We start from the raw sequence: 23,812 nt of genomic DNA, 5'->3' as shown, positions 1-23,812 counted from the left end.
AGGTTGATCGATAACGAGGATCCGAGCGGTTTACTATCCTGCTCAATCCCATAGCAAGACGCCTCCCCTGTGGAGGCGTCTTCGTTTTCAGCGTTCTCCCGACTCGCAGCCGCCCCGGGTCGCGTCATCCTGCGCGGCACGCTCCTCCCTTCCCGCCAGCCAGAGCGCACTCATCAGCAGCAAGGCCGTCAGGGCGAAGGTGACCCGGGTGGCGAACGCCAGCTCGTCCGCCGTCGCGAGGGCGAGATCGGGCCGCCCCGCCATGGCGGCGAACAGGCCCCCCAGCCCCGCCGCCCCCGTCAGCTGGCCCAGGTTGCGCGACAGGGTCAGCAGCCCGGCCACGGCGCCCCGGCTCGCCCCCTCTGCCTCCCCCACCACGGCGCTGTTGTTGGCGGTCTGGAACAGGGCATAACCGGCGGTGAGCAGCAGGATGGGCAGCAGGTAGCCGAGGGGCCCGAGCGCCCTGTCCAGCAGGGCCAGCAAGACGGCGGCCACCACCATGAGTCCCAGGCCGAGGCGCACCACAGGGTTCGCCCCCACCCTGTCCACCAGCCAGCCGGCGGGCATGCCGGACAGCGCCGCCAGCAGCGGGCCCATGGAGATCATCAGCCCCACCGTCCCCATGTCGAGGGCAAAGGCGCCGTGCAGGTAGAAAGGACCGATCAGCAGCGTCGCCACCATGACGCTGGCCACCAGCGCACTGGCGATGATCCCGCCTCTTTGCCTGGACGCCCCCAGCAACGCCAGGGGCAGCAGGGGGCGACGGGCGCCCGAGTCGGCACGTACGAAGAGCGCCATGGCGACGAGCGCCCCTATCCCCGGCCAGGCTCCGAGCGGGCTGCCCCGGGTCAGTGCCAGCCCGTAGCAGAGCAGCGCCGTCACCAGCAGCAACAGACTGGTGAGCGGGAGGCTTCCCTCGGCAGAGCCCGCCTCATCCCGGGGCAGATCGCGCCAGGCACACCCCAGCGCCAGCAACGCCAGGGGGAGCAGCAGCAGGAAGGGTGCCTGCCAGCCAAATCCGCCGATCAACAGGCCGCCGAAGGAGGGGCCGAGCGCCGTGCCGCAGGCCGACAGGGTGCCGAGCAATCCCATGCTCCAGCCCCGTCGGGCTGGCGGCACCAGCTCTCCTGCCATGGCCAGCGAGAGCACCAGCATGCAGGCCGCACCCGCCCCTTGCAGGGTGCGAGCGGCAATGAGCCAGCCAATGGAAGGGGCCAGGGCGCACAGCAGGGAAGCCAGCGCAAAGACCCCGGTCCCCCAGAGCAGCAGGCGACGCCGCCCCAGACGATCGCCGAGCCGGCCCGCCACCACCGTCAGACTGGTGATCCCAAGCAGGTAGGCCACCAGCACCCATTGCAGGCTGGCGAAGGGCACGCCGAAGTCCCGCCCCAGGGCAGGCAGCACCAGGTTGGCCATGCTGCCCGCCAGCATGGGCAGCAGGGTGGCGAGCCCGAGCCCCGCGAGACCAAGACGGCGCGTCACGGGAGGGGAAACAAGAAGTGGTGTGGACATGGCAGTCTCTCCGGCAAGTGATGATGCACCCAGGCTAGCGGGGGTAGTGACAAGGCGGAAGACGCACGGATTGCAGCTTATAGTTGCGCCAGACGCCATATGAAGAGACGGCAACTCGCGTATCATGAAGGGGTCGCCCGTCAGGCGCCGCCTGCGAGGAGACGACCATGACCCCGGATTTCAACCTGCTGATCACCCTGGATGCCCTGCTGGAAGAGGGCAGTGTGGCGGGCGCCGCCAGACGGCTAGGCCTGAGTGCTTCCGCCATGAGCCGGGCCCTGGCAAGGCTGCGGGAGACCACGGGGGATCCGCTGCTGGTGCGGGCGGGACGCGGTCTGGTCCCCACCCCCCGGGCGCAGATCCTGCGGGATGAGGTTGCCCGCCTGGTTCAGGAGACCCGGGCCGTGCTGCGCCCCCAGCAGGAAGTAGACCCGGCGAGCCTGGAGCGCACCTTCCGCCTGCGATCCAGCGACGGCTTCGTGGAGGCGGTAGGCCCCGCCCTGCTGGCGCGCCTCGCCGTCGAGGCCCCCGGGGTGCGGCTCCACTTTCTGGCCAAACCCGACAAGGAGAGCGGCCCCCTGCGCCGTGGCGAGCTGGACTTCGAGACCGGGGTGATCGGCGCCACCACGGCCCCTGAGCTGCGCACCCAGGCCCTGTTCCAGGACCACTTCGTCGCCGTGGTGCACCCGGACCACCCCCTCTGCGACGGCACCCTGACCGTGGCGCGCTATGCCGCCGCGCGCCACGTGCTGGTCTCCCGCCGGGGCCAGCCTCACAGCCCCATCGACGAGATCCTCGAAGGCCAGGGGAGGCGGCGCACCATCACCACCCTGGTTCCCGGGTTTGCGACAGCGCTGGCCCTGGTCAGGGAGAGCAATCTGGTAGCGACGGTGCCGCACCTGCACTGCGCCAGCCTGCTCGGCGATCTGGTCACCCTGCCCCTGCCCTTCGCTCTGCCAGGGATCCGGGTCGCCCTGCTCTGGCACCCCAGTCAGGATGCCGATCCGGGCCACCGCTGGCTGCGCGCCCTGATACGGGACACCTGCGCCCGGCCCCCCTATCACGCCGGGGCCACCGACACCCCCTGATCCGGGTCAGGCAGCTCCCGGCTCCATCACAGGCCCCTTGTGGCCCGGGCGCCCGCACCCGGGACCTGAAGCGCCTGTCACCACCCCGTCACACCGACATGCCTGTGGCTTGGGCACAAGTGGTGGATCCTTCCCCCTGCCGGACGGGGATCACGGCCCCTCAGAGCGGGGCGGATCACATTGCGGGCAAAAAGATCCTGCCGCCCGCTTCCGAATTTTTTATACGGTCGTATAATTGCGTACAAAATGCATACACCAGGAGCACCAGCCAGATGCACCCCACCCGTCAGAAACTGCTCGATACCGGCCTCGCCATCGCCACCGACAAGGGGCTGCGCGGCCTGACGGTGCGCGAGCTGGCGGCAGCGGCCGAGGTGAACCTCGGCTCCTTCGTCTACCACTTCGGCAACCGCGACGCCTTTATCGACGAGCTGGTGGAGCTCTGGTACGCCCCCCTCTATGACGAGCTCAAGGCGGTGGCAGCCAAAGGCTCCTACCCCTCTGCCATCGCCATGTTCGAGGCCACCATGGAGGCGCTGATCGGTCAGGTGGCGCGCCAGCGCGGCTTCATCAACCACCTGTTTGGCGATGCGCTGGCGGGGGAAGGGGCGGCCCAGCGCTTTCTGCTCAGCCTGCCGCGCCGTCACCCCCTGCTGCTGATCGAACAGGTACGGATGGCACAGGCGGAAGGGTCGCTGGTCGCGGGTCACCCGCTCCAGCTGATGATCTTCATCATGGGGTCGGTCGGCCTGCCGCTGGTGATCGCAGGCAGCGGTCGTCAGCTCGGCTGGCTGCCCGAAGAGGCCGCCCCCTTTCTCAGCCAGATAGACAACCCCGAGGCCGCCAGACAGCGGCTGGTATGGGCACTGCGCGGCCTGCGCCCCACCGACATGAAAGAAGGAGAAACGGCATGAAACAACGCATCGCGATGCTAGCTCTGCTGCTGGCCGTTCTCGGTGGTGACCTCTGGCTGCAGAGCCATCCTCAAGGAGAAGCAGCATGAAACAACGCATTGCAATCGTGGCCCTGCTGCTAACCGTTATCGGCGGCTACCTCTGGTGGCAGGGGCGCCCAGCCGACGGCTCCATCCTCTACGGCAATGTCGACATTCGCGACGTCAATCTGGCCTTTCGGGTCGGCGGCCGCGTCGATCAGGTGCTGGTCGATGAGGGGGATAGGGTAAAAGCCGGTCAACTGCTGGCACGCCTCGATCCGGTTCCCCTCACCCACATCCGCGACAGCGCCCGCGCCAATCTGGCCGCACTCACCGCCGCCAACGCCTTGATCCACAAAGGCTATCGCAGCGAAGAGACCGACCGCGCCCGGGCCGCACTGGCCGCCGCCGAAGCCGCTGCACTGGAGGCCGACCAGCAGTGGCGCCGCCAGAGCGCATTGGCCGCCACCGGCGCCATCTCCCGCGGTCAGCTCGATACTGCCCGCTCCCAGCGGGATCAGACCCAAGCGCAGGTGCGCTCGGCCCGCGAACAGCTCGCCCAGCTCGAAACCGGCTACCGCCCGGAGGAAATCGCCCAGTCCGATGCCCAGCTGGAAGGGGCCAAAGCGGCGCTCGCCAGTGCCGAACTGGCGCTGGCGGATGCCAGCCTGACCGCCCCCAGCGATGGCATCATCATCAGTCGCGCCATCGAGAACGGCAGCATGGTCCAGAGCGGAGCGACCGCCTTCAACCTCTCCCTGACCGCACCGGTCTGGGTGCGCGCCTATGTGGAGGAGCCCTGGCTCGGCCACTTCCCGAGCGGCGCCAAAGTAACTCTCACCACCGACTCGCGGCCGGACAAGCCCTATCACGGAGTGGTGGGATTTGTCTCGCCCACCGCCGAGTTCACCCCGAAATCGGTGGAGACGCCGGATCTTCGCACCCACCTCGTCTACCGGCTGCGCATCGTGGTGCGGGACCCCGACCCGGCCCTGCGCCAAGGGATGCCGGTCACCGTCAGGCTGGCCCCATGAGCTGCGCCATCTCCCTTGAGGGGCTCACCAAACGCTTTGGCGAGCGGGTCGCCCTCAACGCCATCTCGGCCACCATTCCGGCTGGCGGCATCACCGGGCTGGTGGGCCCCGACGGCGCGGGCAAGAGCACTTTGCTGCGCCTGCTGGCCGGTCTGCTGATCCCCGAAGCGGGCACCATCCGGGTGCTGGGGCAGGATCCGGTGAGCGAGGGAGACCTGCTGCGCCAGCGCCTCGGCTACATGCCCCAGCAGTTCGGCCTCTACGAGGATCTCAGCGTGCTGGAGAACCTCACCCTCTACGCTGACTTGCGCGGCGTACTGGAGCCCGAACGCACGCCCACCTTCGCGCGGCTGCTCGCCTTCACCGATCTCGCCCGTTTCACCGCAAGGCCGGCAGGCAAGCTCTCTGGCGGGATGAAGCAGAAGCTCGGGCTGGCCTGCGCCCTGCTCGGCACCCCGGATGTGCTGCTGCTCGACGAGCCGGGGGTCGGGGTCGATCCCATCTCTCGCCGCGCCCTCTGGCAGATGGTGCGCGAGCTGGCCAAGGGGGGGATGACGGTGCTCTGGAGTACCGCCTATCTCGACGAGGCGGAGCTGTGCGACCACGTGCTGCTGATGGCGGATGGCGAGGTGCGCACCAGCGGCACGCCAGCCGATCTGATGGGGGCCATGGCCAGCCGCTGCTGGCTGCTGGAGGCGGGGCAACTGGATGGCCGCGAGCGGCGCGCCCTGCTACGCCGGGCACTGGCTCATCCGGCGGTAATGGATGGCGCGGTGGCAGGGGAGCGGGTTCGCCTGCTGCTGCATCCGGGCATGACGCCCCCACCGCTCCCGGAGCTGCATCTCGCCAACGGCGCCTTTCAACCGGCCCAGCCCCGGCTGGAGGATGCCTTTATCGACCTGCTCGGCGGCGGCCCCGGCGGGGAGTCGAGTCTGGCAGCCGGGATGCGGGAAGCCGAACTGCCGCAGGGGGTCTCCCCCGAGGCGGTGATCGAGGCGCGCCACCTCACCAAGCGCTTCGGCGATTTTGCCGCCACCGATGATGTCAGCTTTGCGGTGCGCCGCGGCGAGATCTTCGGCCTGCTCGGCCCCAACGGAGCGGGCAAGTCCACCACCTTCAAGATGGAGTGCGGCCTGCTGCGCCCGAGCGAGGGGCAGGCGCTGGTGACCGGCATCGATCTGGCCCACAGCCCCTCGGCGGCGCGTCAGCGCCTCGGCTACATGGCGCAGAAGTTCTCCCTCTACAAGCAGCTTACCGTGGCCCAGAACCTCTCCTTCTTCGCCGGTATCTACGGCCTGTTCGGCCGCCACCAGCAGACGCGGATCGACGCCATGGTGACTGCCTTTGCCCTCACCCCCTGGCTCGATCAGAAGGCGGAATCCCTGCCGCTCGGCCTGCGCCAGCGTCTTTCACTCGCCTGCGCCCTGCTGCACGAGCCGCCGCTGCTGTTTCTCGACGAGCCCACCTCCGGGGTCGATCCGGTGACCCGGCGCGAGTTCTGGTCGCACATCAACGCGCTGGCCGACCACGGCGTCACCGTGCTGGTCACCACCCACTTTATGGACGAGGCGGAGTATTGCGACCGCATCGCCCTCATCTATCGCGGCAAGCTGCTGGCCCTCGGCACCCCGGACGATCTCAAGGGGCTGGCCGCCAAAGAGGCGGCGACCTCTTTGCCAACCGGCTCCTTGCCGACCTGTTCTTTGCCAACAATGGAAGAGGCCTTTATCACCCTGGTCGAGCGGGCCAGCGAGGAGGACGCATGAGCATCAACCGTCGGCGACTGCTGGCCCTCTGCCGCAAGGAGACGCTGCAAATCGTCCGTGACCCGAGCAGCATCCTCATCGCCTTCATCATGCCCGTGGTGCTGCTGGTGGTGATGGGCTACGCCATCAACCTGGACGTGGACCACCTGCGACTCGGCATCTGGCGCACCGACGGCGGCGCCCCGGCGGTACGGCTGGAGCAGGCCCTGCGCGGCTCCACGGCGCTGGAGATCCACGGCGGCCCGAGCAAGGCGGCGCTGCTGGGGAGCCTGGAGCGCGGCGAGATCCGCGGCCTGCTGGTGATCGACGAGGGGTTCTCCCGCGCCATGGCGGGCCAGGGCGGCAGCACCCCCAGGGTCTTGCTGCTCACCGACGGCTCCGAACCCAACACGGCAAACTTCGTCACCCACTACGTGCAGGGGATCTGGCAGGGGTGGCTCGTCAGGGAAGGGACCTCCCTGCCGGTGGCGGTGGAGAGCCGCGCCTGGTTCAACCCGGCCCTGGTGAGCCGCAACTTCCTGGTGCCCGGCTCCATCGCCGTGGTGATGACCATCATAGGCGCCCTGCTCACCTCCCTGGTGGTGGCGCGGGAGTGGGAGCGCGGCACCATGGAGGCGCTGCTCGCCACCCCGGTGACCAGGACAGAGCTGCTGCTCTCCAAGCTGCTGCCCTACTACGGGCTCGGCATCGCCGCCATGCTCATCTGCCTGCTCTTCTCGGTGGCCGTGATGGGGGTGCCCTGGCGCGGCTCGCTGATCACCCTGTTCGTGCTCACCACCCTGTTTCTCGGCAGCGCCCTCGGGCTCGGGCTCTTTCTCTCTACCGTGATGCGCAGCCAGTTCAACGCCGCCCAGGCCGCCCTGACGGCGGCGTTTCTGCCGGCCATGATGCTCTCGGGCTTTGTGTTCGAGATCGCCAGCATGCCGTCCTGGCTTAGGGCCATCACCCACCTGATCCCGGCTCGCTACTTCGCCAGCTCGTTGCAGACCCTCTACCAGGCGGGCAACGTGCTCTCCATCCTGGTGGTCAACGCCCTCTGCCTGTTGCTGCTGGCCGCCTTCTGGCTCGCCCTCACCGCCCGCAAGACGCGGCGCACTCTGGAGTAAACATGCTTATCCGACTCTGGTGGCTGATCCGAAAAGAGTTGCAGGCCCTGATGGGCAATACCCAGGGACGCTTCCTGCTCATCATGCCGGTGCTGCTGCAAACGGCCCTGTTCCCCTTCGCCGCCACCCTGGAGGTGACCGGCAACACGCTCGCCATCTACGACCAGGATGGGGGGGCCCAGAGCCGGGAGCTCATCGAGCGCCTCACCCACATGCCCGCCTTCACCACCATCATTCCGGTGAAGGGCGAGGCGGGGATGACAGAGGCCATCACGGGGCAGCAGGCCCTGATCGGCCTCATCATCCCCCAGGATTTCTCCCGCCGGCTGGCCAGGGGCGAGCAGGCCAAATTGCAGCTCATCATCGACGGGCGCCGATCCAACGGCGGTCAGGTGGCGGCGGGCTACATCAATGAGGTGATCGCCCGCTGGCAGAGCGAGGGCAAGGGGCCGCCGGAGCTCACGGTGCGCCACCTCTACAACCCCAACATAGAGTTCAGCTGGCACATACTGCCCTCCCTGGTGGCCATCATCACCACCATAGGCTGCCTCATCGTCACGGCCCTGTCGGTGGCGCGGGAGCGGGAAGAGGGCACCTTCGACCAGTTGCTGGTCTCCCCCCTCACCGCGGGCTGGATCATGGCGGGCAAGGCGGTGCCCGGCATCCTGGTGGCGGTGGGCCAGGGCACCATAGTCGCGCTGGCGGCCCGCTTCCTCTATCAGGTGCCGTTTGGCGGCAGCACCACGCTGCTGATGGCGGGCATGGTCTGCTACGGCCTGGCGCTGGCGGGGATAGGGCTCTTCGTCTCGTCCCTCTGTTCGACCCAGCAGCAGGCGTTTCTCGGGGTCTTCTCCTTCATGGTGCCGGCGGTGATCCTCTCGGGCTATGTCTCCCCCATCGAGAACATGCCGCTGTTGTTCCAGTGGCTGGCGGCCGTGGATCCCCTCAGCCACTTCATCCTGCTGCTCAAGGGGGTCTTCCTCAAGGATCTCGGCTGGTCGGCGGCCTGGCCCCTGCTCTGGCCCCTGCTCGCCATCGCCGGCGTCACCCTGTCGCTGGCGCTCGCCATGTTCCGCCGCCATATCGCCTGACGTGCCGCCTTGATCAGCTGATGCCGGTCTCGCCCAGTGCGAGACCGGCCTTTTTCCGACATAAGTTTTCACTCCCCGGCAGTTGGTAAACCGGGCTTTCCCTCCACCATCCCTCACCCCGAGCCAGCCCAGAAATCATTAACTGGTATACCTATTTTTGTATAGTGTTGAATTTTCTCGAATTACCCCTGAGGAGATATATAAATAGACACTTGATTTGCATCAATCGCCCGCCCCGACTGACTGGGTAGCCTAGCCCCAGAATGATGTTTTATTACTCCAAACTTGAGGCAACTATGAGCAAAGTCAGACTGGTCGTTGTGGGCAACGGCATGGTGGGGCACCGCTTCATCGAAGAGCTGATCGAGCGGGCCGATCCGGGCCGCTACGAGATCACCGTCTTCGGTGCAGAACCCCGTCCCGCCTACGATCGCGTCCATCTCTCCTCCTACTTCTCCCACCACACCAGCGAAGATCTCTCCCTCGTCAAACCCGGCTTCTACGACAAGCACGGCATCCGCCTGCTGCTCGGCGAAGCGGTGAAAAAAATCGACAGGGCCAACCGCGAAGTGCACTCCAACAAGGGCACTGTGGTCGAGTACGACAAGCTGGTGCTGGCCACCGGCTCCTACCCCTGGGTGCCGCCCATCCAGGGCAGTCAGCACCACGAGTGCTTCGTCTATCGCACCATCGAGGATCTGAAAGCCATCCGCAGCGCCGCCAAGAGCGGCAAGAGCGGGGTGGTTATCGGGGGCGGCCTGCTTGGCCTCGAAGCCGCCGGCGCCCTCAAGGCGCTGGGTCTCGAGACCCATGTGGTGGAGTTTGCTCCGGTGCTGATGGCCGAGCAGCTCGACGGTCAGGGCGGCCAGCTGCTGCGCCGCAAGATTGAATCCATGGGCGTTCAGGTACACACCAGCAAAAGCACCAGCGAGATCCTGATGCATGGCGGCGAGCAGGCGAAACACCGCCTCGCCTTTGCCGATGGCAGCCAGCTGGAAGTGGACGTGGTGGTCTTCTCCACCGGCATTCGCCCGCAAGATACCCTCGGCCGTTACGGTGATCTCGCCATCGCCGAGCGCGGCGGCATCGTCATCGATGATCACTGCCTCACCTCAGACCCCGACATCTATGCCATCGGCGAGTGCGCCGCCTGGCAGGGCCGCTTCTTCGGGCTGGTGGCACCGGGCTACAAGATGGCCCAGATCACCGTCGACCATCTGCTCGGCGGCGACAGCCGTTTCGAAGGGGCGGACATGAGCGCCAAGCTCAAGCTGCTCGGCGTCTCCGTCGGCTCCATCGGTGATGCCCACGGCCGCACCCCGGGCAGCCACAGCTATGTGTTCCAGGACGATCAGGCCGGTGTCTACAAGAAGATCGTGGTGAGCGAAGACAACAGCCGATTGCTCGGCGCCGTGCTGGTGGGTGACGTGGAAGATTACGGCAACCTGCTGCAGATGATGCTCAACGCCCTGCCGCTGCCGAGCCACCCGGACACCCTGATCCTGCCCGCCTACGCCGGTGCCAAGCCGACGCTGGGGGTGGATGCCCTGCCGGAAAGCGCCCAGATCTGCTCCTGCTTCGACGTCTCCAAGGGCGACATCGCCAAGGCGGTGGCCGAGGGTCACACCACCCTTGCCGCCATCAAGCAGCACACCAAGGCCGGTACCGGCTGCGGCGGCTGCGTGCCGCTCATCAGTCAGGTGCTCAACGCCGAACTGGTGAAGCAGGGCATCGAGGTCAACAACCACCTCTGCGCCCACTTCCCCCACTCCCGTCAGGAGCTGTTCCATCTGGTCAAGGTGGAGGGGATCAGGAGCTTCGACGAGCTGCTGGCCAAGCACGGTCAGGGCTATGGCTGCGAGGTGTGCAAACCGACCGTCGGCTCCATCCTCGCCTCCTGCTGGAACGAGCATGTGCTGAGCCCGCGCAATATCCCGCTGCAGGACACCAACGACATCTTCCTCGGCAACATGCAGAAGGACGGCAGCTACTCCGTCATCCCGCGCATGGCCGGTGGCGAAGTGACTCCGGAAGGGCTGCTGGCGGTGGCCGAAGTGGCCCGCGACTACAAGCTCTACACCAAGATCACCGGCGCCCAGCGCATCGGTCTGTTCGGGGCCCAGAAGGATGACCTGCCCGCCATCTGGCGCAAGCTGCTGGCAGCCGGATTCGAGACCGGTCAGGCCTACGCCAAGGCGCTGCGTATGGCCAAGACCTGCGTCGGCAGCACCTGGTGCCGCTTCGGCGTGCAGGACAGCGTCGGCCTCGGGGTCTTCCTCGAGAACCGCTACAAGGGTATTCGCACCCCGCACAAGATGAAGTTCGGCGTCTCCGGCTGTACCCGCGAATGTGCGGAAGCCCAGGGCAAGGATGTCGGCATCATCGCCACCGATGCGGGCTGGAACCTCTATGTGGGCGGCAACGGCGGCATGAAGCCGCGCCACGCCGACCTGCTGGCGTCTGACCTCGACCGCGAGACCCTCATCAAGCTGATCGACCGCTTTATGATGTTCTACGTCACCAGCGCCGACAAACTGCAACGCACCTCGGTCTGGCTCGGCAACCTGGAAGGGGGCGTCGACTACCTGCGCGAGGTGATCGTCGACGACAAGCTGGGGCTGGCCGAGACGCTGGAGCGCGATATCCAGACCCTCATCGACAGCTACGAGTGCGAATGGTCGCGCACCCTCAACGAAGAGGAGGCACTCAAGCGTTTCAGCCACTTCATCAACAGCGACAAGCGCGACCCGGACGTCCAGTTCGTCAGCGAACGCGACCAGCACCGACCGGCGACCCCGGCCGAGCGCATCCCCGTCTACCAGATCGAGGTGGAAACCAAATGATGAAGCTTGCCTGCCAACTCAACGACATCCTGCCGGGCACCGGCGTCTGCGCTCTGATCGAGGGTCGTCAGATCGCCCTGTTCCGCCCGAGCGCGGCCGCCGAAGTGTTCGCCATCGACAACCGGGATCCCTTCTTCGCCGCCAACGTGCTGTCGCGGGGCCTGATCTGCGAACACGACGGCGAGCTCTGGGTCGCCAGCCCGCTCAAGAAGCAGCGCTTTCGCCTGAGCGATGGCCACTGTTTCGACAACCCTGCGATGTCGGTTCAAAGCTACCCCGTTGAAGTACGCGACCAGCAGGTCTGGGTCGCCGTCTAACACCAGACCCCACCCCGGCCCTCCCCTTCACAGGTGAGGGAGCAAAAAGCTCCTCCCCCTTGACAAGGGGGAGGCAGGGAGGGGGTTAAAAAACAGTCAGGGCTGCCCGCGGGCGGCCCTCTTGAAGGAAACAAAGATGTATACCGAAACCATCAACAAGTGCGCCGCCAACGCGGCCCGCATCAACCGCTTCGAGCGCAGCGACAAGCTCGGCTTCTGGCTCAGCTCCGCCATGGCGGGGGCCTATGTGGGCCTCGGCATCATCCTCATCTTCACCCTGGGCAACCTGGTGGACCCGAGCATCCGTCCGCTGGTGATGGGGGCCACCTTCGGCATCGCCCTGACGCTCGTCATCATCGCCGGCTCCGAGCTGTTCACCGGCCACACCATGTTCCTCACCTTCGGGGTGAAGACCGGCAAGATCGCCATGGCCGACCTGCTGCGCATCCTGCCGCAGACCTGGGCTGGCAACCTGCTCGGCTCCATCGCGGTGGCGCTGATCTACTCCTACGGCGGCAGCCTGCTGCCGGACACGGGCAGCCTGGCGCACAAGGTGGCGCTGGCCAAGACCCAGGCACCGGCGCTGACCCTGTTCATGAAGGGCGTGCTGTGCAACTGGCTGGTCTGCCTCGCCATCTGGATGGCGCTGCGCACCGAGGGTGCCGCCAAGTTCATCGCCATCTGGTGGTGTCTGCTGGCCTTCATCGCCTCCGGCTACGAGCACTCAGTCGCCAACATGACCCTGTTTGCCCTCTCCTGGTTCGGTGCCCACTCCGAGGCCTACACCCTGGGCGGCATCGGCCACAACCTGCTGTGGGTAACCCTGGGCAACACCGTCTCCGGCGCCCTCTTCATGGGCCTCGGCTACTGGTATGCCACCCCCAAGGCCGAGCGCCCGGTCGCGGTGAGCGAGACCACCACCACTGCCAGCCAGACCCAAACCGCCTGATCAGGAGGCCCCATGGACTACTTGCCCATCTTTTGCCGACTCGACAACAAACCCGTGCTGCTGGTCGGCGGCGGCGAGGTAGCAGAGCGCAAGGCGCGCCTGCTGCTGGATGCCGGAGCCCAGCTCACCGTGGTCGCGCCCGATCTCGACCCCGAGCTGGCGGAACTGGCTGCCAACGGGACCATCGAGTGGCTGGCCGGTGAATTTGCGCCGCAGCAACTGGCGGGCAAGTGGCTGGTGGTAGCCGCCACCGATCGGCGCGAGGTGAATGCCCTGGTCTACCAGAGCGCCAATATGGCGCGGATCTTTGCCAACGTGGTGGATGACCCCAAGCGCTCCAGCTTCATCATGCCGTCGATCATCGACCGCTCGCCGCTGATGGTGGCCATCTCCTCCGGTGGCAAGGCGCCGGTGCTGGCCCGCTTGCTGCGGGAAAAACTCGAGGCCCTGCTGCCCCAGCATCTGGGGGCCGTGGCGACCTTCGCCGGCAGCCTGCGGGAGCGGGTCAAGGCCCGCTTCGCCACCATGGGCGAGCGGCGCTGCTTCTGGGAGCGGCTGCTCGGGACGGATCGGCTCGGGCAGGCACTGGCACGGGGTGATAGCGCCTCAGCCAATCAGCTGGCCGACAATCTGTTTGCCGACGAAAGCCAGACCGGTGGCGAGGTGGTGCTGGTGGGAGCTGGCCCCGGCGATCCAGGTCTGCTCACCCTGCACGCCCTGCGCCAGATGCAGCAGGCCGACGTGGTGGTCTATGACCGGCTGGTCTCGGATGAGGTGATGGCCCTGGTGCGCCGCGACGCCAAGCGCATCTTCGTCGGCAAGCAGGCGGGCAACCACTGCGTGCCGCAGGAGGGGATCAACCAGCTCTTGCTGGAGGAGGCGAAGAAGGGCCAGCGGGTGGTGCGGCTGAAAGGGGGTGACCCCTTCATCTTCGGCCGTGGTGGCGAGGAGCTGGAGACGCTTGTTGGTACTGGCATCGGTTTTCAGGTGGTGCCGGGGATCACGGCGGCCAGCGGCTGCGCGGCCTACGCCGGTATTCCACTGACCCACCGCGATCACGCCCAGAGCGTGCGTTTCGTCACCGCCCACGGCAAGGGGGGCGCCCAGGATCTCGACTGGCCGCTGCTGGCCAAAGACAGGCAGACCCTGGTGTTCTACATGGGGCTCTCCTCCTGCGCCACCATCCGCGAGCAGCTGCTGACCCACGGCAAGGCGGGCGACACCCCGGTGGCGCTGATCGAGCGCGGCACCCAGCCCTGCCAGCGGGTCATTCGCGGCACCCTGGATCGGCTCCCCGAGCTGGCGGTGGGGGTCGAGAGCCCTGCCCTCATCATGGTGGGATCTGTGGTGACCCTGGCGGACCAGCTTGCCTGGTTCGGGCAAGGAGGCGCCGCAGACGCGGCCCTGGCCTCGGCCTGATCGCTGCATCCATTCCAACGCCACCCTCGGGTGGCGTTTCTTTTTCTGCATCTACTGTCATAACCTCTTGTTTTGAGTCTGGTATCCTATGGGCTGTGTCAGCCGGACCACCGAATTCAGGAATTCTGCTTCATGTCCCTCCCCCCCAAGAACAGCGCCAAACAGCGTGAACACGACAGAGCCCGCATCCTCACGCTGCTGCTGGCCGATGACGCCCTCACCGAGAGCCTGCTCGACCCGCAAGGGGAGCAGGACGCAGCGCTTCGGGATCAGACCAGCGAGCTGACCCGGCTGGTCAACAGCCTGCCCGCCGCCGATATCGCCGATGCGCTGGAGTCCCTGCCGCCGGACGAGCGCCATGTGCTGTGGCAGCAGGTGGATGCAGACAAGCACGGCCAGATCCTGGTGGAAGCGTCGGAGACGGTGTGGGACAGCCTCATCAGCGGCATGAGCGACAAGGAGCTGCTGCACGCCCTGAGCACCCTCGACATCGACGACCAGATCTACCTGGGCCAGCACCTGCCCCGCAACCTGATGGGGCGGCTGCTCACCTCCATGGCGCCGGTGGACAGGGACAAGGTGAGGGAGGTGATCCGCTACGGCAAGCACACGGTCGGCGCCATGATGGACTTCGAGCTCATCACGGTGCGGCCCGACGTGACCCTGGCCACCGTCCAGCGCTATCTGCGCCTGCGCGGCCAGATCCCCGAGAACACCGACAAGCTGTTTGTCACCGATCGGCGCAACCGGCTGCAGGGGGAGCTGCCCCTCACCGCCGTGCTGCTGCACAAGCCCGAGACCCTGGTGAGCGACGCGATGGAGAAGGATCCGGTCACCTTCGATCCGGAAGACAACGACGAGGCCGCCGCCCGCACCTTCGAGCGGGACGACCTGGTCTCCGCCGCCGTGGTGGATGCCAGGGGCAAGCTGATGGGCCGGCTCACCGTCGCCGAGGTGGTGGATCTGGTCTATGAAGAGAGCGACACCGACCTGCGCCGCATGGGGGGGATCAGCGAGGAAGAAGACGTGTTCGCCCCCGTCTCCAAGGCGGTCAAGACCCGCTGGGCCTGGCTCGCCATCAACCTCTGCACCGCCTTCGTGGCATCAAGGGTAATCGGCCTGTTCGAGCACACCATCTCCCAGCTGGTGGCGCTGGCGGCGCTGATGCCCATCGTCGCCGGCATCGGCGGCAACACCGGCAACCAGACCATCACCATGATAGTGCGGGCGCTGGCGCTGCAGCACATCCAGACAGGCAACGTCTCCTTCCTGCTGTGGCGCGAGCTGGGGGTGGCCCTGATCAACGGCCTGGTGTGGGGCGGCATCATGGGCATCGCCACCTTCCTGCTCTATCAGGATGCGGCGCTGGGCGCGGTGATGACGCTCGCCATGATGCTCAACCTGCTGGTGGCGGCGCTAATGGGGGTCATCATCCCCATGACCATGAGCCGGCTGGGGCGCGACCCGGCGGTGGGGGCCAGCGTGATGATCACCGCCATCACCGACACCGGCGGCTTCTTCATCTTCCTGGGGCTGGCGACCCTGTTCCTGCTCTAGGGCCCGAGGCTGACCGTCTGCGGCTCCTGCCATGACGCGGGGCCGCTTTCGCGCAAAAACGGCATTTCCCGCCACTGGGCAAGGAATAGTCGTTGAAATGCCAACCCCACTCCTTATACTGGATCCACCTGTTTCCAGCGGTGGATCTGACACAATGGAATACAACACTTCAGAACTGTGCGACATCTATCAGGACATGGTGGATGTACTCGAACCCATGCTCTGCTCCTTCGGCGGCCGCGCCTCTTTCGGCGGCGTCATCACCACGGTCAAGTGCTTCGAATCGAACGGTCTTATCCGTGAACTGGTCAAGGAGAACGGCGTTGGTCGCGTGCTGTTGATCGACGGCGGTGGCTCCATGCGGCGTGCCCTGATCGACAGCGAGATCGCCACCACGGCGGCGGAAAATGAGTGGGAAGGGATCGTCTGCTACGGTTGCGTCCGTGAGGTCGATATCCTGGAAGATCTCGACATCGGCATTCAGGCCCTGGCGGCCATTCCGGTGGGCGCCGACAGCAAGGATAGCGGGGAAACCGATCTGCCGGTCAACTTCGGCGGCGTCACCTTCCTGCCGGATGACCACCTCTATGCCGATACCACTGGGGTGATCCTCTCCCCCGATGCCCTCGACATCGAGTAAACAGCGCTGAGTGAAAATGGGAGCCCTGGCTCCCATTTTTTATGCCCGCTGATGGCGGAAAAGACGCAAAAAAGAGGGCCAGTAAACTACTGGCCCCTTAACTGGAAGCAATGTGAGCAATGTCGTGCCTTCACAAGAAGTCCATCACGTTGGAACAAATGAAGTCTTTCCCGGAAAACAAGTTAACAATAATCATTCTCATTTAACTGTGCAAGCCTTATTTGCGAAGATCGCAAAAAAATTGACCACCCATGGGGGTGGTCAATCTCGTCAGGCTTGTCGCGTAGCAGCTTGTAGGCCAGCCAATCCGGCCTCCCCCACCAGCTTGCGGCTGAGATAGCGCAGCAGCACACCGTAAAGTGGCACAAACAACCCCAGACTTATCAGCAACTTGAATACGTAATCTACGGTCGCGATCTCGACCCAGTGCTCGGCCATGAAGGGATCTGTGCTGCGCCAGAAGGCGATGCTGAAGAAGGCGATGGTATCCACCAGATTGCCGAACAGGGTGGAGGCCGCCGGTGCCACCCACCAGGCTTTCAGCAGGCGCAGGCGGTTGAACACCACCACATCCATGAACTGGCCCACCAGATAGGCCATAAAGCTGGCTAACGCGATCCGGGCAACAAAGAGATTGAACTCTGCCAGATTGCCCACCCCCTGGAAGCTCCCTTCGAAGAAGAGCACCGAGAGCACGTAGGACACGGTTAATGCCGGCAGCATCACGGTCTGGATGATCTTGCGCGCCAGGCCGGCGCCGAAGATCCGCACCGTCAGATCGGTGGCCAGGAAAATGAACGGGAAGCTGAAGGCCCCCCAGGTGGTGTGGAAGCCAAAGATGGTGATCGGCAGCTGCACCAGGTAGTTGCTGCTGGCAATGATCAGGATGTGGAACAACGAGAGACGCATCAGTGCCGTCTGGTACTGAGCCGGAGTCAGGTTCATATTGTGACCTTTTTGGTTAATGGGGTTAGGGAACCCATATCGCCACCATGGCGATAATCAAGGGGCGAGATTATACGCCCCAAAATTGATAGTTCAATCTTTATGCGGTTATCTCAAGGGATTGACTCGCATCGCACGCCAAGCTCACTCCCGGGACTGCCGAGCCAGCCAGAGCAGCGCCTCCGCGTCGTCCGGCTGCACCGCCGCCAGCCAGCAGCCGCTGTAATGTTCGTACTCGAGCCGAAAGCAGCTGCCTTCAAACTCCAGCAGCCAGCTGTGGCGATCCGCCCCCCACTCCCGCTCGAGTGCCGCCAGCTCCCACTCCTGCAACAGGGCCTCTGCCAGAGTCGGGAAGCTGTCCCAGTCAAGGCCCGGGCAGGTCAGCATCACCACCCCGGCTTCCCTGTCTATCTGCGTGATACGCCAGTTCATCTGCGGCTCCTCAACTGCTGCACGAGAGCTCGCCCCCGCAATACCAGCCCGGATGCGGGGTGGCGAGATCCTCGTATTCGGGTTGGTCATCATAGGGGTGCTGCAGGGCCGCAAACAGCCGCTCGAACGGCGCCATGTCGCCCTGCTCTGCCGCCTCTATTACTTGTTGGGCCAGGGCGTTGCGCAGCACATACTTGGGATTGACCGCATCCATCTGCCCCTTGCGCACGCCATCCTCGCTCCCTTCCCGGGCGAGGCGTGCCCGATAGGCCTCAAGCCACCCCTGCCAGACGGCAGGAACCGGCAACAGGGCCAGCAGGCTGGCGGGCCAGTCACCCTGAGCGGTCAATTCCCCCAGCCGTCGCAGGAAGAGGTGGTAATCCACCTTGTGCGCCGCCAGCAGCCGGAACAACTCGCGGAACAGCGCCGGATCCTCCTCTTCCCACACCGCCAGCCCCAGCTTGGCGCGCATCAGCTCGGAGTAGTGCAACATCAGCTGGTGCTCGTACTGGGCCAGGGCCGACGCGAGCGCGTCGCCATCCACATGGCCGGCCAGCGCCTGTGCCAGCTTCTGCAGGTTCCAGTATCCGACCGCAGGCTGCTGATCCAGCGCATAGCGACCATCCGGATCCGAGTGGTTGCAGACGAAGTCCGGCACATAGGCGTCGATGAAACCGTAGGGGCCGTAATCCAGGGTCAGCCCGAGCAGGGACATGTTGTCGGTGTTCATCACCCCGTGACAGAACCCCGCCGCCTGCCACTTGGCGATGAGCCGCGCGGTGCGGCGCACTACTTCGGCAAACAGCTCGGCGCCATCGGTCAGCTCGGGGAAGTGGTAACGCCGCGCATAGTCGATGAGGGCCGGGATCTTCTCCCCCTGTCCGCTCCATGCGAAATACTCGAAGTGACCGAAGCGCAGATGGCTCGGCGCGGTGCGCAGCACGGTCGCCCCGCTCTCCACCTGCTCCCGGTAGACAGGCTCGTCACTGCCCAGCAGCACCAGAGCCCGGGTGGTGGGAATGCCGAGGGCATGCAGCGCCTCGGAAGCCAGGTACTCGCGAATGCTGGATCGCAGCACGGCACGGCCGTCGCCGAAGCGGGAGAATGGCGTCTTGCCCGCCCCTTTGAGGTGCAGGTCCCAGCGGCTGCCATCCGGCGCCAGCTGCTCCCCCAGCAGCAGGGCGCGGCCATCCCCGAGACGCGGGCTGTAGCCGCCGAACTGGTGGCCCGCATAGACCTGAGCCACCGGCTGCATGCCCGGCAGGGGCTGCCCCTGGCCGCAACAAGCGAGCCACTGCGCCTCACTCACCTCCCCGAGCCCCAGCTCCCCAAGCAGCGCACGGTTCAGATGCAGCAATCTGGGGCCATGCAGCGGCTGCGGGGCAACGGGCTCGCAAGCCCAGGGGAGTTCGGTGGCAAAAGTGTTGATCAACTTCATGGTGATGAGGGTTGTCCCTGCGTATGCTCGTGTCACTCTTTATACCGCCGTCGGCTCGTCGAGGCTAACAGGCGATCACGATTATTCATTTCAAGGAGAAGACGATGCAAAAGTGGGTCTATACCCTGCCCCTGCTGGCGCTTGCCTGGGGCCATCAGGCCAAGGCGGCCGACATAGACGCAGGCAAGGCCAAATCCGTGGTCTGTGCCGCCTGTCATGGCGCGGATGGCAAGGCGAGCGTCCCGACCTACCCCCACCTCGCGGGCCAGAACCAGGCCTATCTGCTCAAGCAGATGAAGGCGTTCAAGGGGGGTTCCCGTACCGAGCCACTGATGGTTCCCTTCATGGCGATGCTGACCGAGGCGGACATGGAGAATCTGGCGGCCTATTACGCCAGCCTCAAATAATGCATGGCGCCGACCAACGGGCGCCTTTCCACTGTTTGTTGTGCCAGCCTACCGGCGGCAGTAGTCGATGATCAGGTCCATAAAGGCCTCACCGAAGCGCTCCAGCTTGCGGTGACCGACACCGTTGACCGCCAGCATTTCCTCCTCGGTCATCGGCATGAGCTGTGCCATCTCCACCAGGGTGGCGTCGTTGAACACCACATAGGGCGGCACCTCTTCATCCTCGGCGATCTGCTTGCGCAGGGCGCGCAGCTCCTTGAACAGCCGCTTGTCGTAGTTGGCGTTGTCGAACAGCCCGTTGCGCTTCTCCTTGCGGCTGGAGATGGGCTGCAGGCGGGGGACTGCCAGTTCCAGCTTCATCTCTCCACGCAGCACGGGTCGGGCCGCTTCGGTCAGCTGCAACACCAGATTGCGGGTGATGTTCTGGGTCAGCAACCCCTTGTGGATCAGCTGGCGGATGACGCTCATCCAGTATTCGTGGCTCTGATCCTTGCCGATGCCGTAGGTCGACAGCTTGTCGTGACCGTGATCCTTGATGCGCTGGTTCAGCGATCCGCGCAGCACCTCCACCACATAACCCACCCCGAAATTCTGTCCCACCCGCCAGACACAGGAGAGCGCCTTCTGGGCGTCTTCGGTGCCGTCATAACTCTGGGGCGGATCGAGGCAGATGTCGCAGTTGCCGCACGGCTTGTCGTTGTACTCGCCGAAGTAGTTGAGCAGCACCTGACGGCGGCAGGTCTGCGCCTCGGCGAAGGCCGCCATCACGTTGAGCTTGTACTGCTCCACCTGCAACTGCTGGGGGTTTTCGATGTTGTCGAGCAGCCGGCGCACCCTACCGATGTCGGCGGGATCGTAGAGCAGCAGCGCCTCCGCGGGAGTGCCGTCACGCCCGGCGCGGCCGGTTTCCTGATAGTAGGATTCGATGTTCTTCGGGATGTCGTAGTGCACCACGAAGCGCACGTTGGGCTTGTCGATGCCCATGCCGAACGCCACCGTCGCCACCACGATCTCGATGTCATCCTTGAGGAAGGCTTCCTGGGTCTGCTGACGCAGCTCCAGCGGCAGCCCTGCATGATAGGGTGCCGCCTTGCAGCCGTGGCGGGAGAGCCGCTCGGCCACCTCCTCCACCCGGTTGCGGCTGGAGCAGTAGACGATACCGCAGTTGCCCTTCTGGCTCTGCACGTAGCGAAGCAGCTGCTCCGCTGCCTTGAACTTTTCCACCAGGCTGTAGCGGATATTGGGCCGATCGAAGCTGGCGGTGTGGATGAAGGGATCGTTCAGTTCCAGCCGGTGCAGCATGTCGCTGCGGGTCGCCTCGTCGGCGGTGGCGGTGAGCGCTACCACCGGCACCTGGGGGAACCACTGCTTGAGCCGTCCCAGCGCCGCGTATTCCGGCCGAAAATCGTGCCCCCACTGGGAGACGCAGTGCGCCTCGTCGATGGCGAACAGGCCGAGGGGCAGCTCCGCCAACCGGTCCATGAACTCGTGCTGCAGCAAACGCTCGGGGGAAACATAAACCAGCTTGATCTCGCCTCGGCGCATGGCGGCAAAGTTCTGGATCATCTCCTCCCGGCTCAGGGCCGAGTTGATGTAGACCGCCGCCACGCCGTTGGCACGCAGGGTGTCGACCTGATCCTTCATCAGCGAGATGAGGGGGGAGACTACCACCCCGAGCCCGGGTCGCAGCAGCGCCGGGATCTGGTAGCAGAGCGACTTGCCGCCGCCGGTGGGTTTGAGCACCAGGGCATCGCGCCCCGCCACTATCTGCTCGATGATCTCAAGCTGGCCCGGCCGAAACTGCTGATAGCCAAACACCGCCTGCAACAGGGCAAGGGGATTCTCTGGCTGAGGGTCAGGCAGGGTTTCGGCAATGACGGTCATGGGCTCTCCTTTGGGGTCGCCATTCTAAAGCAGCCGCCGCCCACAATAAACCTGCCATTGCGAGTGTTAAGGAAGTGTTGCAGACTGGCTGGAGTTTTTACTCGGCTTTGATGACAGGGCGGACTCAAGGAATGAAACAGATGCTCAAGAAGATGGCGCTCAGTGGCATAGCCAACCTGTTCGCCGAAAAGATGCCCTTCAACAAGCTGATCGGCATGCAAGTCACCCACTACGACTTCGACAAGGTGGAGCTGCGCATCAAGATGGAACAGAAGCTCATCGGCAACCCTTTCCACAACATACTGCACGGCGGCGTCACCGCCAGCCTGCTCGACGTGGCGGGCGGCATGATAGTCGCAGCCTCCTGCATCGACGAGCTGGAGGACTTCTCCCCCAGCTATCTCAAGGAGCGCTTCTCGCGGCTTGGCACCATCGATCTGCGGGTGGACTATCTTCGTCCCGGTCGCGGCAACGAGTTCATCGCCACCGCCCACATCATCCGGGCAGGAAGCAAGGTCGCGGTCGCCCGCATGGAGCTGCACAACGAAGAGGGCACCCACATCGCCTTCGGCACGGGCACCTACCTCGTCGGCTAATGGTTTTTATTGCATAAAAAGTGCGCTTCTAAGCTGATTTTAATCATTAGAATTCTTACCCCCTCCTCCGCTCAGGGTCCATACTGAAAGTCGGGATTCTGTGCAGAGGGAGGATTGCAGACGATGAGCGCGATACTGGCTACCCAACCATCCAGAGCCTTGCTGACACGACTTGAGGCCATGCGCGAAGAAGTGCAGACCCCAGAGTGCCGTCACTGGTTGGAACAGGAGCTGGAGGGGTATTCTCTCTGTTCACCCCTGCCCTGGTATCGCATCATTGCCTGTCGGCAACGCGGTCACTTCCTGAATCTGAAGACGGGGAAATATCTGACTTGCCATATCGGCAGCCAAACGCTAAGCCAACGCGACCTGGCCCAAGTTCAGTTCATCTATGCCCGTGAACCCGCCGCCCACTATTTACTGCGTCACGATTCCCATATCGAGCCCTGGCCGGAATCACTGCTGGAAGCGTATCGAGAGCAGCTGATCCCTGGTCATCTCTGCCTGCAAGCCTGGCATGAGCCCGTGTCTTCGCTGCGTTCACAACTGATGGAGGGAATAGCACATTTCATTAGTGAGTACCCCAAGCATGCGGCCCTGCAAACCCAACACGGTTTCAAGGCATTGCGGCATCAACACTGGCATATCTGAATGAGCGCCTGGGGCGCAAGGAGGGCACCATCGACAAGACCCACAACGAGATTGTCACAATCTAGAGTGCCGGAGTCAGGATCAGACTCCACCAGTGGGGCCACCGAGCGGTGGCCCTTTTAGTTGGGCAAATGAGGGAAATCGGAGCAGGAGCAGCAATCGGCAATGGAAATGTCAGCTTTGCTTCAACAGACCAAATGCGAAAAGGCCGCTCATTGAGCGGCCTTTTCAAATGTGGTCGGTGTGAGAGGATTCGAACCTCCGACCCCTTCGTCCCGAACGAAGTGCGCTACCAAGCTGCGCTACACACCGATGTCTGCGGGGCGAGAATTTACCGAAAGCCCCGACCCGACACAAGCCTTTTTTTGCATTCACTCTAAAAAAATGGCTTTACGCTCAATAATTCAGCGAGTAGCAGCAAAAATCGCCACAAGGTATCTTTCCGCCTGCCTTCAGCCCTGTCGAGACAACCTGAACTCGGTCGGCCCCAGCAAACGCCGGCTCCAATCCGCCACCACTCCATGTTCCAGCCAATGAGCCGCATGCTGGCGCCAGTTGGGAGAGAGCGCCGGGTTCTCCAGCAGCAGTTGCAGCTCTTCCTCGTTGCGGGCCTGGTTGAACAGGATGTCGGCGGTGCGCTTCACCGTCAGCTCAGGGTAGGGTCTGTCCACCAGTGTCAGCTCCCCCTGCGGATCCACCCTTCCCTCTTCCAGCACCCGCAGCAGCCAGCCACAGCGGCCACTCAGCTGCATCACCTGGGAGAGCTGGCTATAGCCAAAGCGCTGGTTGAGCTTGAAACAGGGGGATCTGGGCTGACTTATCTGGATCAGCGCCTCTCCAAGTCGATAGACATCGCCGATGCAGGCCTGCGCCTCGGTCAGCCCCGAACCAGAGAGATTCTCACCAAAGGCAGCAGGCTGCCAGGGTGTGCGTGGTACAGGCAGCCCCAGCGCGGTTTGCCAAGTCTTCCACCAGGTGTAGTGCTCCGCCGGGTAATGGTGCAGGGCCCGATCCGGGCCGCCATGATGGCGTCTGTCGCTCTGCTCATCCCCGCGAAGGCCGAGGAAATCACACCACAGAGGGGCGTCGGCAGGCTGCTTGTGGATGGCACTGATGAGGCCGGGGGCCTGCTCTGGGTTCAGTTCGGCGCTCTGGCCGATGAAGAGGGAGATCCGCATTCCATTCTCCTGACGGATGGGGGAA

Annotated in this window: 21 protein-coding genes and 1 tRNA gene; 15 read left to right on the top strand and 7 right to left on the bottom strand. The window is 64.7% G+C overall.

The annotated features are described in order from the left end of the window. Nucleotides 1-87: 87 nt before the first annotated feature. Nucleotides 88-1,512, bottom strand: a complete 1,425-nt coding sequence (locus AB5Y50_RS09075; protein WP_319882845.1) for an MFS transporter — start codon at nucleotides 1,510-1,512, stop codon at nucleotides 88-90. Nucleotides 1,513-1,679: 167 nt separating this feature from the next. Here AB5Y50_RS09075 and AB5Y50_RS09070 point away from each other — a divergent pair, with 167 nt between their 5' ends. The 12 genes from AB5Y50_RS09070 to rraA all read left to right on the top strand — a co-directional run bounded on the left by AB5Y50_RS09070 (nucleotide 1,680) and on the right by rraA (nucleotide 16,256). Beyond that, the gene (locus tag AB5Y50_RS09070; protein WP_319882844.1) at nucleotides 1,680-2,600 is read left to right on the top strand and encodes a LysR family transcriptional regulator; all 921 of its coding nucleotides are present in this window, start codon (nucleotides 1,680-1,682) and stop codon (nucleotides 2,598-2,600) included. Nucleotides 2,601-2,872: 272 nt separating this feature from the next. After that, the gene (locus AB5Y50_RS09065) at nucleotides 2,873-3,514 is read left to right on the top strand and encodes a helix-turn-helix domain-containing protein (RefSeq protein ID WP_319882843.1); all 642 of its coding nucleotides are present in this window, start codon (nucleotides 2,873-2,875) and stop codon (nucleotides 3,512-3,514) included. A gap of 85 nt (nucleotides 3,515-3,599) precedes the next feature. Beyond that, on the top strand, nucleotides 3,600-4,568 hold the full coding sequence (hlyD, locus tag AB5Y50_RS09060; RefSeq protein ID WP_319882842.1) for a secretion protein HlyD: 969 nt from the start codon (nucleotides 3,600-3,602) through the stop codon (nucleotides 4,566-4,568). Next, nucleotides 4,565-6,334, top strand: coding sequence for an ATP-binding cassette domain-containing protein (locus AB5Y50_RS09055; RefSeq protein ID WP_319882841.1), 1,770 nt, complete (start codon nucleotides 4,565-4,567; stop codon nucleotides 6,332-6,334). The genes hlyD and AB5Y50_RS09055 overlap by 4 nt, the downstream gene beginning before the upstream one ends. Next, nucleotides 6,331-7,440, top strand: coding sequence for an ABC transporter permease (locus AB5Y50_RS09050; protein ID WP_319882840.1), 1,110 nt, complete (start codon nucleotides 6,331-6,333; stop codon nucleotides 7,438-7,440). Before AB5Y50_RS09055 ends, AB5Y50_RS09050 begins: the two co-directional genes overlap by 4 nt. A 2-nt stretch (nucleotides 7,441-7,442) precedes the next feature. Further along, nucleotides 7,443-8,531, top strand: a complete 1,089-nt coding sequence (locus AB5Y50_RS09045) for an ABC transporter permease (protein WP_268452515.1) — start codon at nucleotides 7,443-7,445, stop codon at nucleotides 8,529-8,531. Nucleotides 8,532-8,827: 296 nt separating this feature from the next. Beyond that, complete coding sequence (gene nirB, locus AB5Y50_RS09040; RefSeq protein ID WP_069784945.1) at nucleotides 8,828-11,374, top strand: nitrite reductase large subunit NirB; 2,547 nt, start codon at nucleotides 8,828-8,830, stop codon at nucleotides 11,372-11,374. Then, entirely contained in the window at nucleotides 11,374-11,691 is a 318-nt protein-coding gene (nirD, locus tag AB5Y50_RS09035; RefSeq protein ID WP_041202829.1) for a nitrite reductase small subunit NirD, read from the top strand. The genes nirB and nirD overlap by 1 nt, the downstream gene beginning before the upstream one ends. Nucleotides 11,692-11,827: 136 nt before the next feature. Continuing rightward, a complete protein-coding gene (gene nirC, locus AB5Y50_RS09030; RefSeq protein ID WP_048209572.1) occupies nucleotides 11,828-12,640 on the top strand; it encodes a nitrite transporter NirC in 813 nt (270 codons plus the stop codon). A gap of 12 nt (nucleotides 12,641-12,652) precedes the next feature. Then, nucleotides 12,653-14,059: a siroheme synthase CysG gene (cysG, locus tag AB5Y50_RS09025; RefSeq protein ID WP_069784944.1), complete on the top strand. Its 1,407-nt coding sequence runs from the start codon at nucleotides 12,653-12,655 to the stop codon at nucleotides 14,057-14,059. Between the two features lie 132 nt (nucleotides 14,060-14,191). Beyond that, nucleotides 14,192-15,616, top strand: coding sequence for a magnesium transporter (mgtE, locus tag AB5Y50_RS09020; RefSeq protein ID WP_041214246.1), 1,425 nt, complete (start codon nucleotides 14,192-14,194; stop codon nucleotides 15,614-15,616). 154 nt (nucleotides 15,617-15,770) lie between these two features. Beyond that, the gene (rraA, locus tag AB5Y50_RS09015) at nucleotides 15,771-16,256 is read left to right on the top strand and encodes a ribonuclease E activity regulator RraA (RefSeq protein WP_069784943.1); all 486 of its coding nucleotides are present in this window, start codon (nucleotides 15,771-15,773) and stop codon (nucleotides 16,254-16,256) included. A 270-nt stretch (nucleotides 16,257-16,526) separates the two neighbouring features. On the opposite strand, the gene AB5Y50_RS09010 is transcribed toward rraA, so the two are convergent. The 3 genes from AB5Y50_RS09010 to AB5Y50_RS09000 form a co-directional block, all read right to left on the bottom strand. Next, nucleotides 16,527-17,201, bottom strand: coding sequence for a 7-cyano-7-deazaguanine/7-aminomethyl-7-deazaguanine transporter (locus AB5Y50_RS09010; protein WP_010676046.1), 675 nt, complete (start codon nucleotides 17,199-17,201; stop codon nucleotides 16,527-16,529). 144 nt (nucleotides 17,202-17,345) lie between these two features. After that, complete coding sequence (locus tag AB5Y50_RS09005) at nucleotides 17,346-17,633, bottom strand: DUF3630 family protein (protein WP_041214245.1); 288 nt, start codon at nucleotides 17,631-17,633, stop codon at nucleotides 17,346-17,348. A gap of 10 nt (nucleotides 17,634-17,643) precedes the next feature. Beyond that, on the bottom strand, nucleotides 17,644-19,071 hold the full coding sequence (locus tag AB5Y50_RS09000; protein ID WP_319882839.1) for a protein adenylyltransferase SelO family protein: 1,428 nt from the start codon (nucleotides 19,069-19,071) through the stop codon (nucleotides 17,644-17,646). A gap of 104 nt (nucleotides 19,072-19,175) precedes the next feature. Here AB5Y50_RS09000 and AB5Y50_RS08995 point away from each other — a divergent pair, with 104 nt between their 5' ends. Next, nucleotides 19,176-19,478 (top strand): cytochrome c, encoded by a 303-nt coding sequence (locus tag AB5Y50_RS08995; protein ID WP_041214243.1) that lies wholly within the window; start codon nucleotides 19,176-19,178, stop codon nucleotides 19,476-19,478. A gap of 48 nt (nucleotides 19,479-19,526) precedes the next feature. Here AB5Y50_RS08995 and recQ read toward each other — a convergent pair whose 3' ends face one another. Next, nucleotides 19,527-21,362, bottom strand: coding sequence for an ATP-dependent DNA helicase RecQ (recQ, locus tag AB5Y50_RS08990; RefSeq protein WP_319882838.1), 1,836 nt, complete (start codon nucleotides 21,360-21,362; stop codon nucleotides 19,527-19,529). 131 nt (nucleotides 21,363-21,493) lie between these two features. On the opposite strand from recQ, the gene AB5Y50_RS08985 reads away from it, so the two are divergent. Both AB5Y50_RS08985 and AB5Y50_RS08980 read left to right on the top strand, forming a co-directional pair. Continuing rightward, nucleotides 21,494-21,958 (top strand): thioesterase family protein, encoded by a 465-nt coding sequence (locus tag AB5Y50_RS08985; protein WP_039039661.1) that lies wholly within the window; start codon nucleotides 21,494-21,496, stop codon nucleotides 21,956-21,958. Between the two features lie 123 nt (nucleotides 21,959-22,081). Beyond that, the gene (locus AB5Y50_RS08980) at nucleotides 22,082-22,609 is read left to right on the top strand and encodes a hypothetical protein (protein WP_010676052.1); all 528 of its coding nucleotides are present in this window, start codon (nucleotides 22,082-22,084) and stop codon (nucleotides 22,607-22,609) included. Between the two features lie 235 nt (nucleotides 22,610-22,844). Here AB5Y50_RS08980 and AB5Y50_RS08975 read toward each other — a convergent pair. Together AB5Y50_RS08975 and AB5Y50_RS08970 are read right to left on the bottom strand one after the other, a co-directional pair. Continuing rightward, nucleotides 22,845-22,921 (bottom strand) — tRNA-Pro (locus AB5Y50_RS08975). Between the two features lie 140 nt (nucleotides 22,922-23,061). After that, entirely contained in the window at nucleotides 23,062-23,787 is a 726-nt protein-coding gene (locus AB5Y50_RS08970; protein WP_210557758.1) for an MOSC domain-containing protein, read from the bottom strand. Nucleotides 23,788-23,812 lie beyond the last annotated feature (25 nt).

The sequence above is a fragment of the Aeromonas sp. s6 genome (genome assembly GCF_040907815.1).
In the GTDB taxonomy this organism is placed as follows: Bacteria; Pseudomonadota; Gammaproteobacteria; order Enterobacterales; family Aeromonadaceae; genus Aeromonas; species Aeromonas caviae.
Note: the sequence above shows the minus strand (reverse complement) of the source record. Positions and strands in the feature narration are given on the sequence as shown.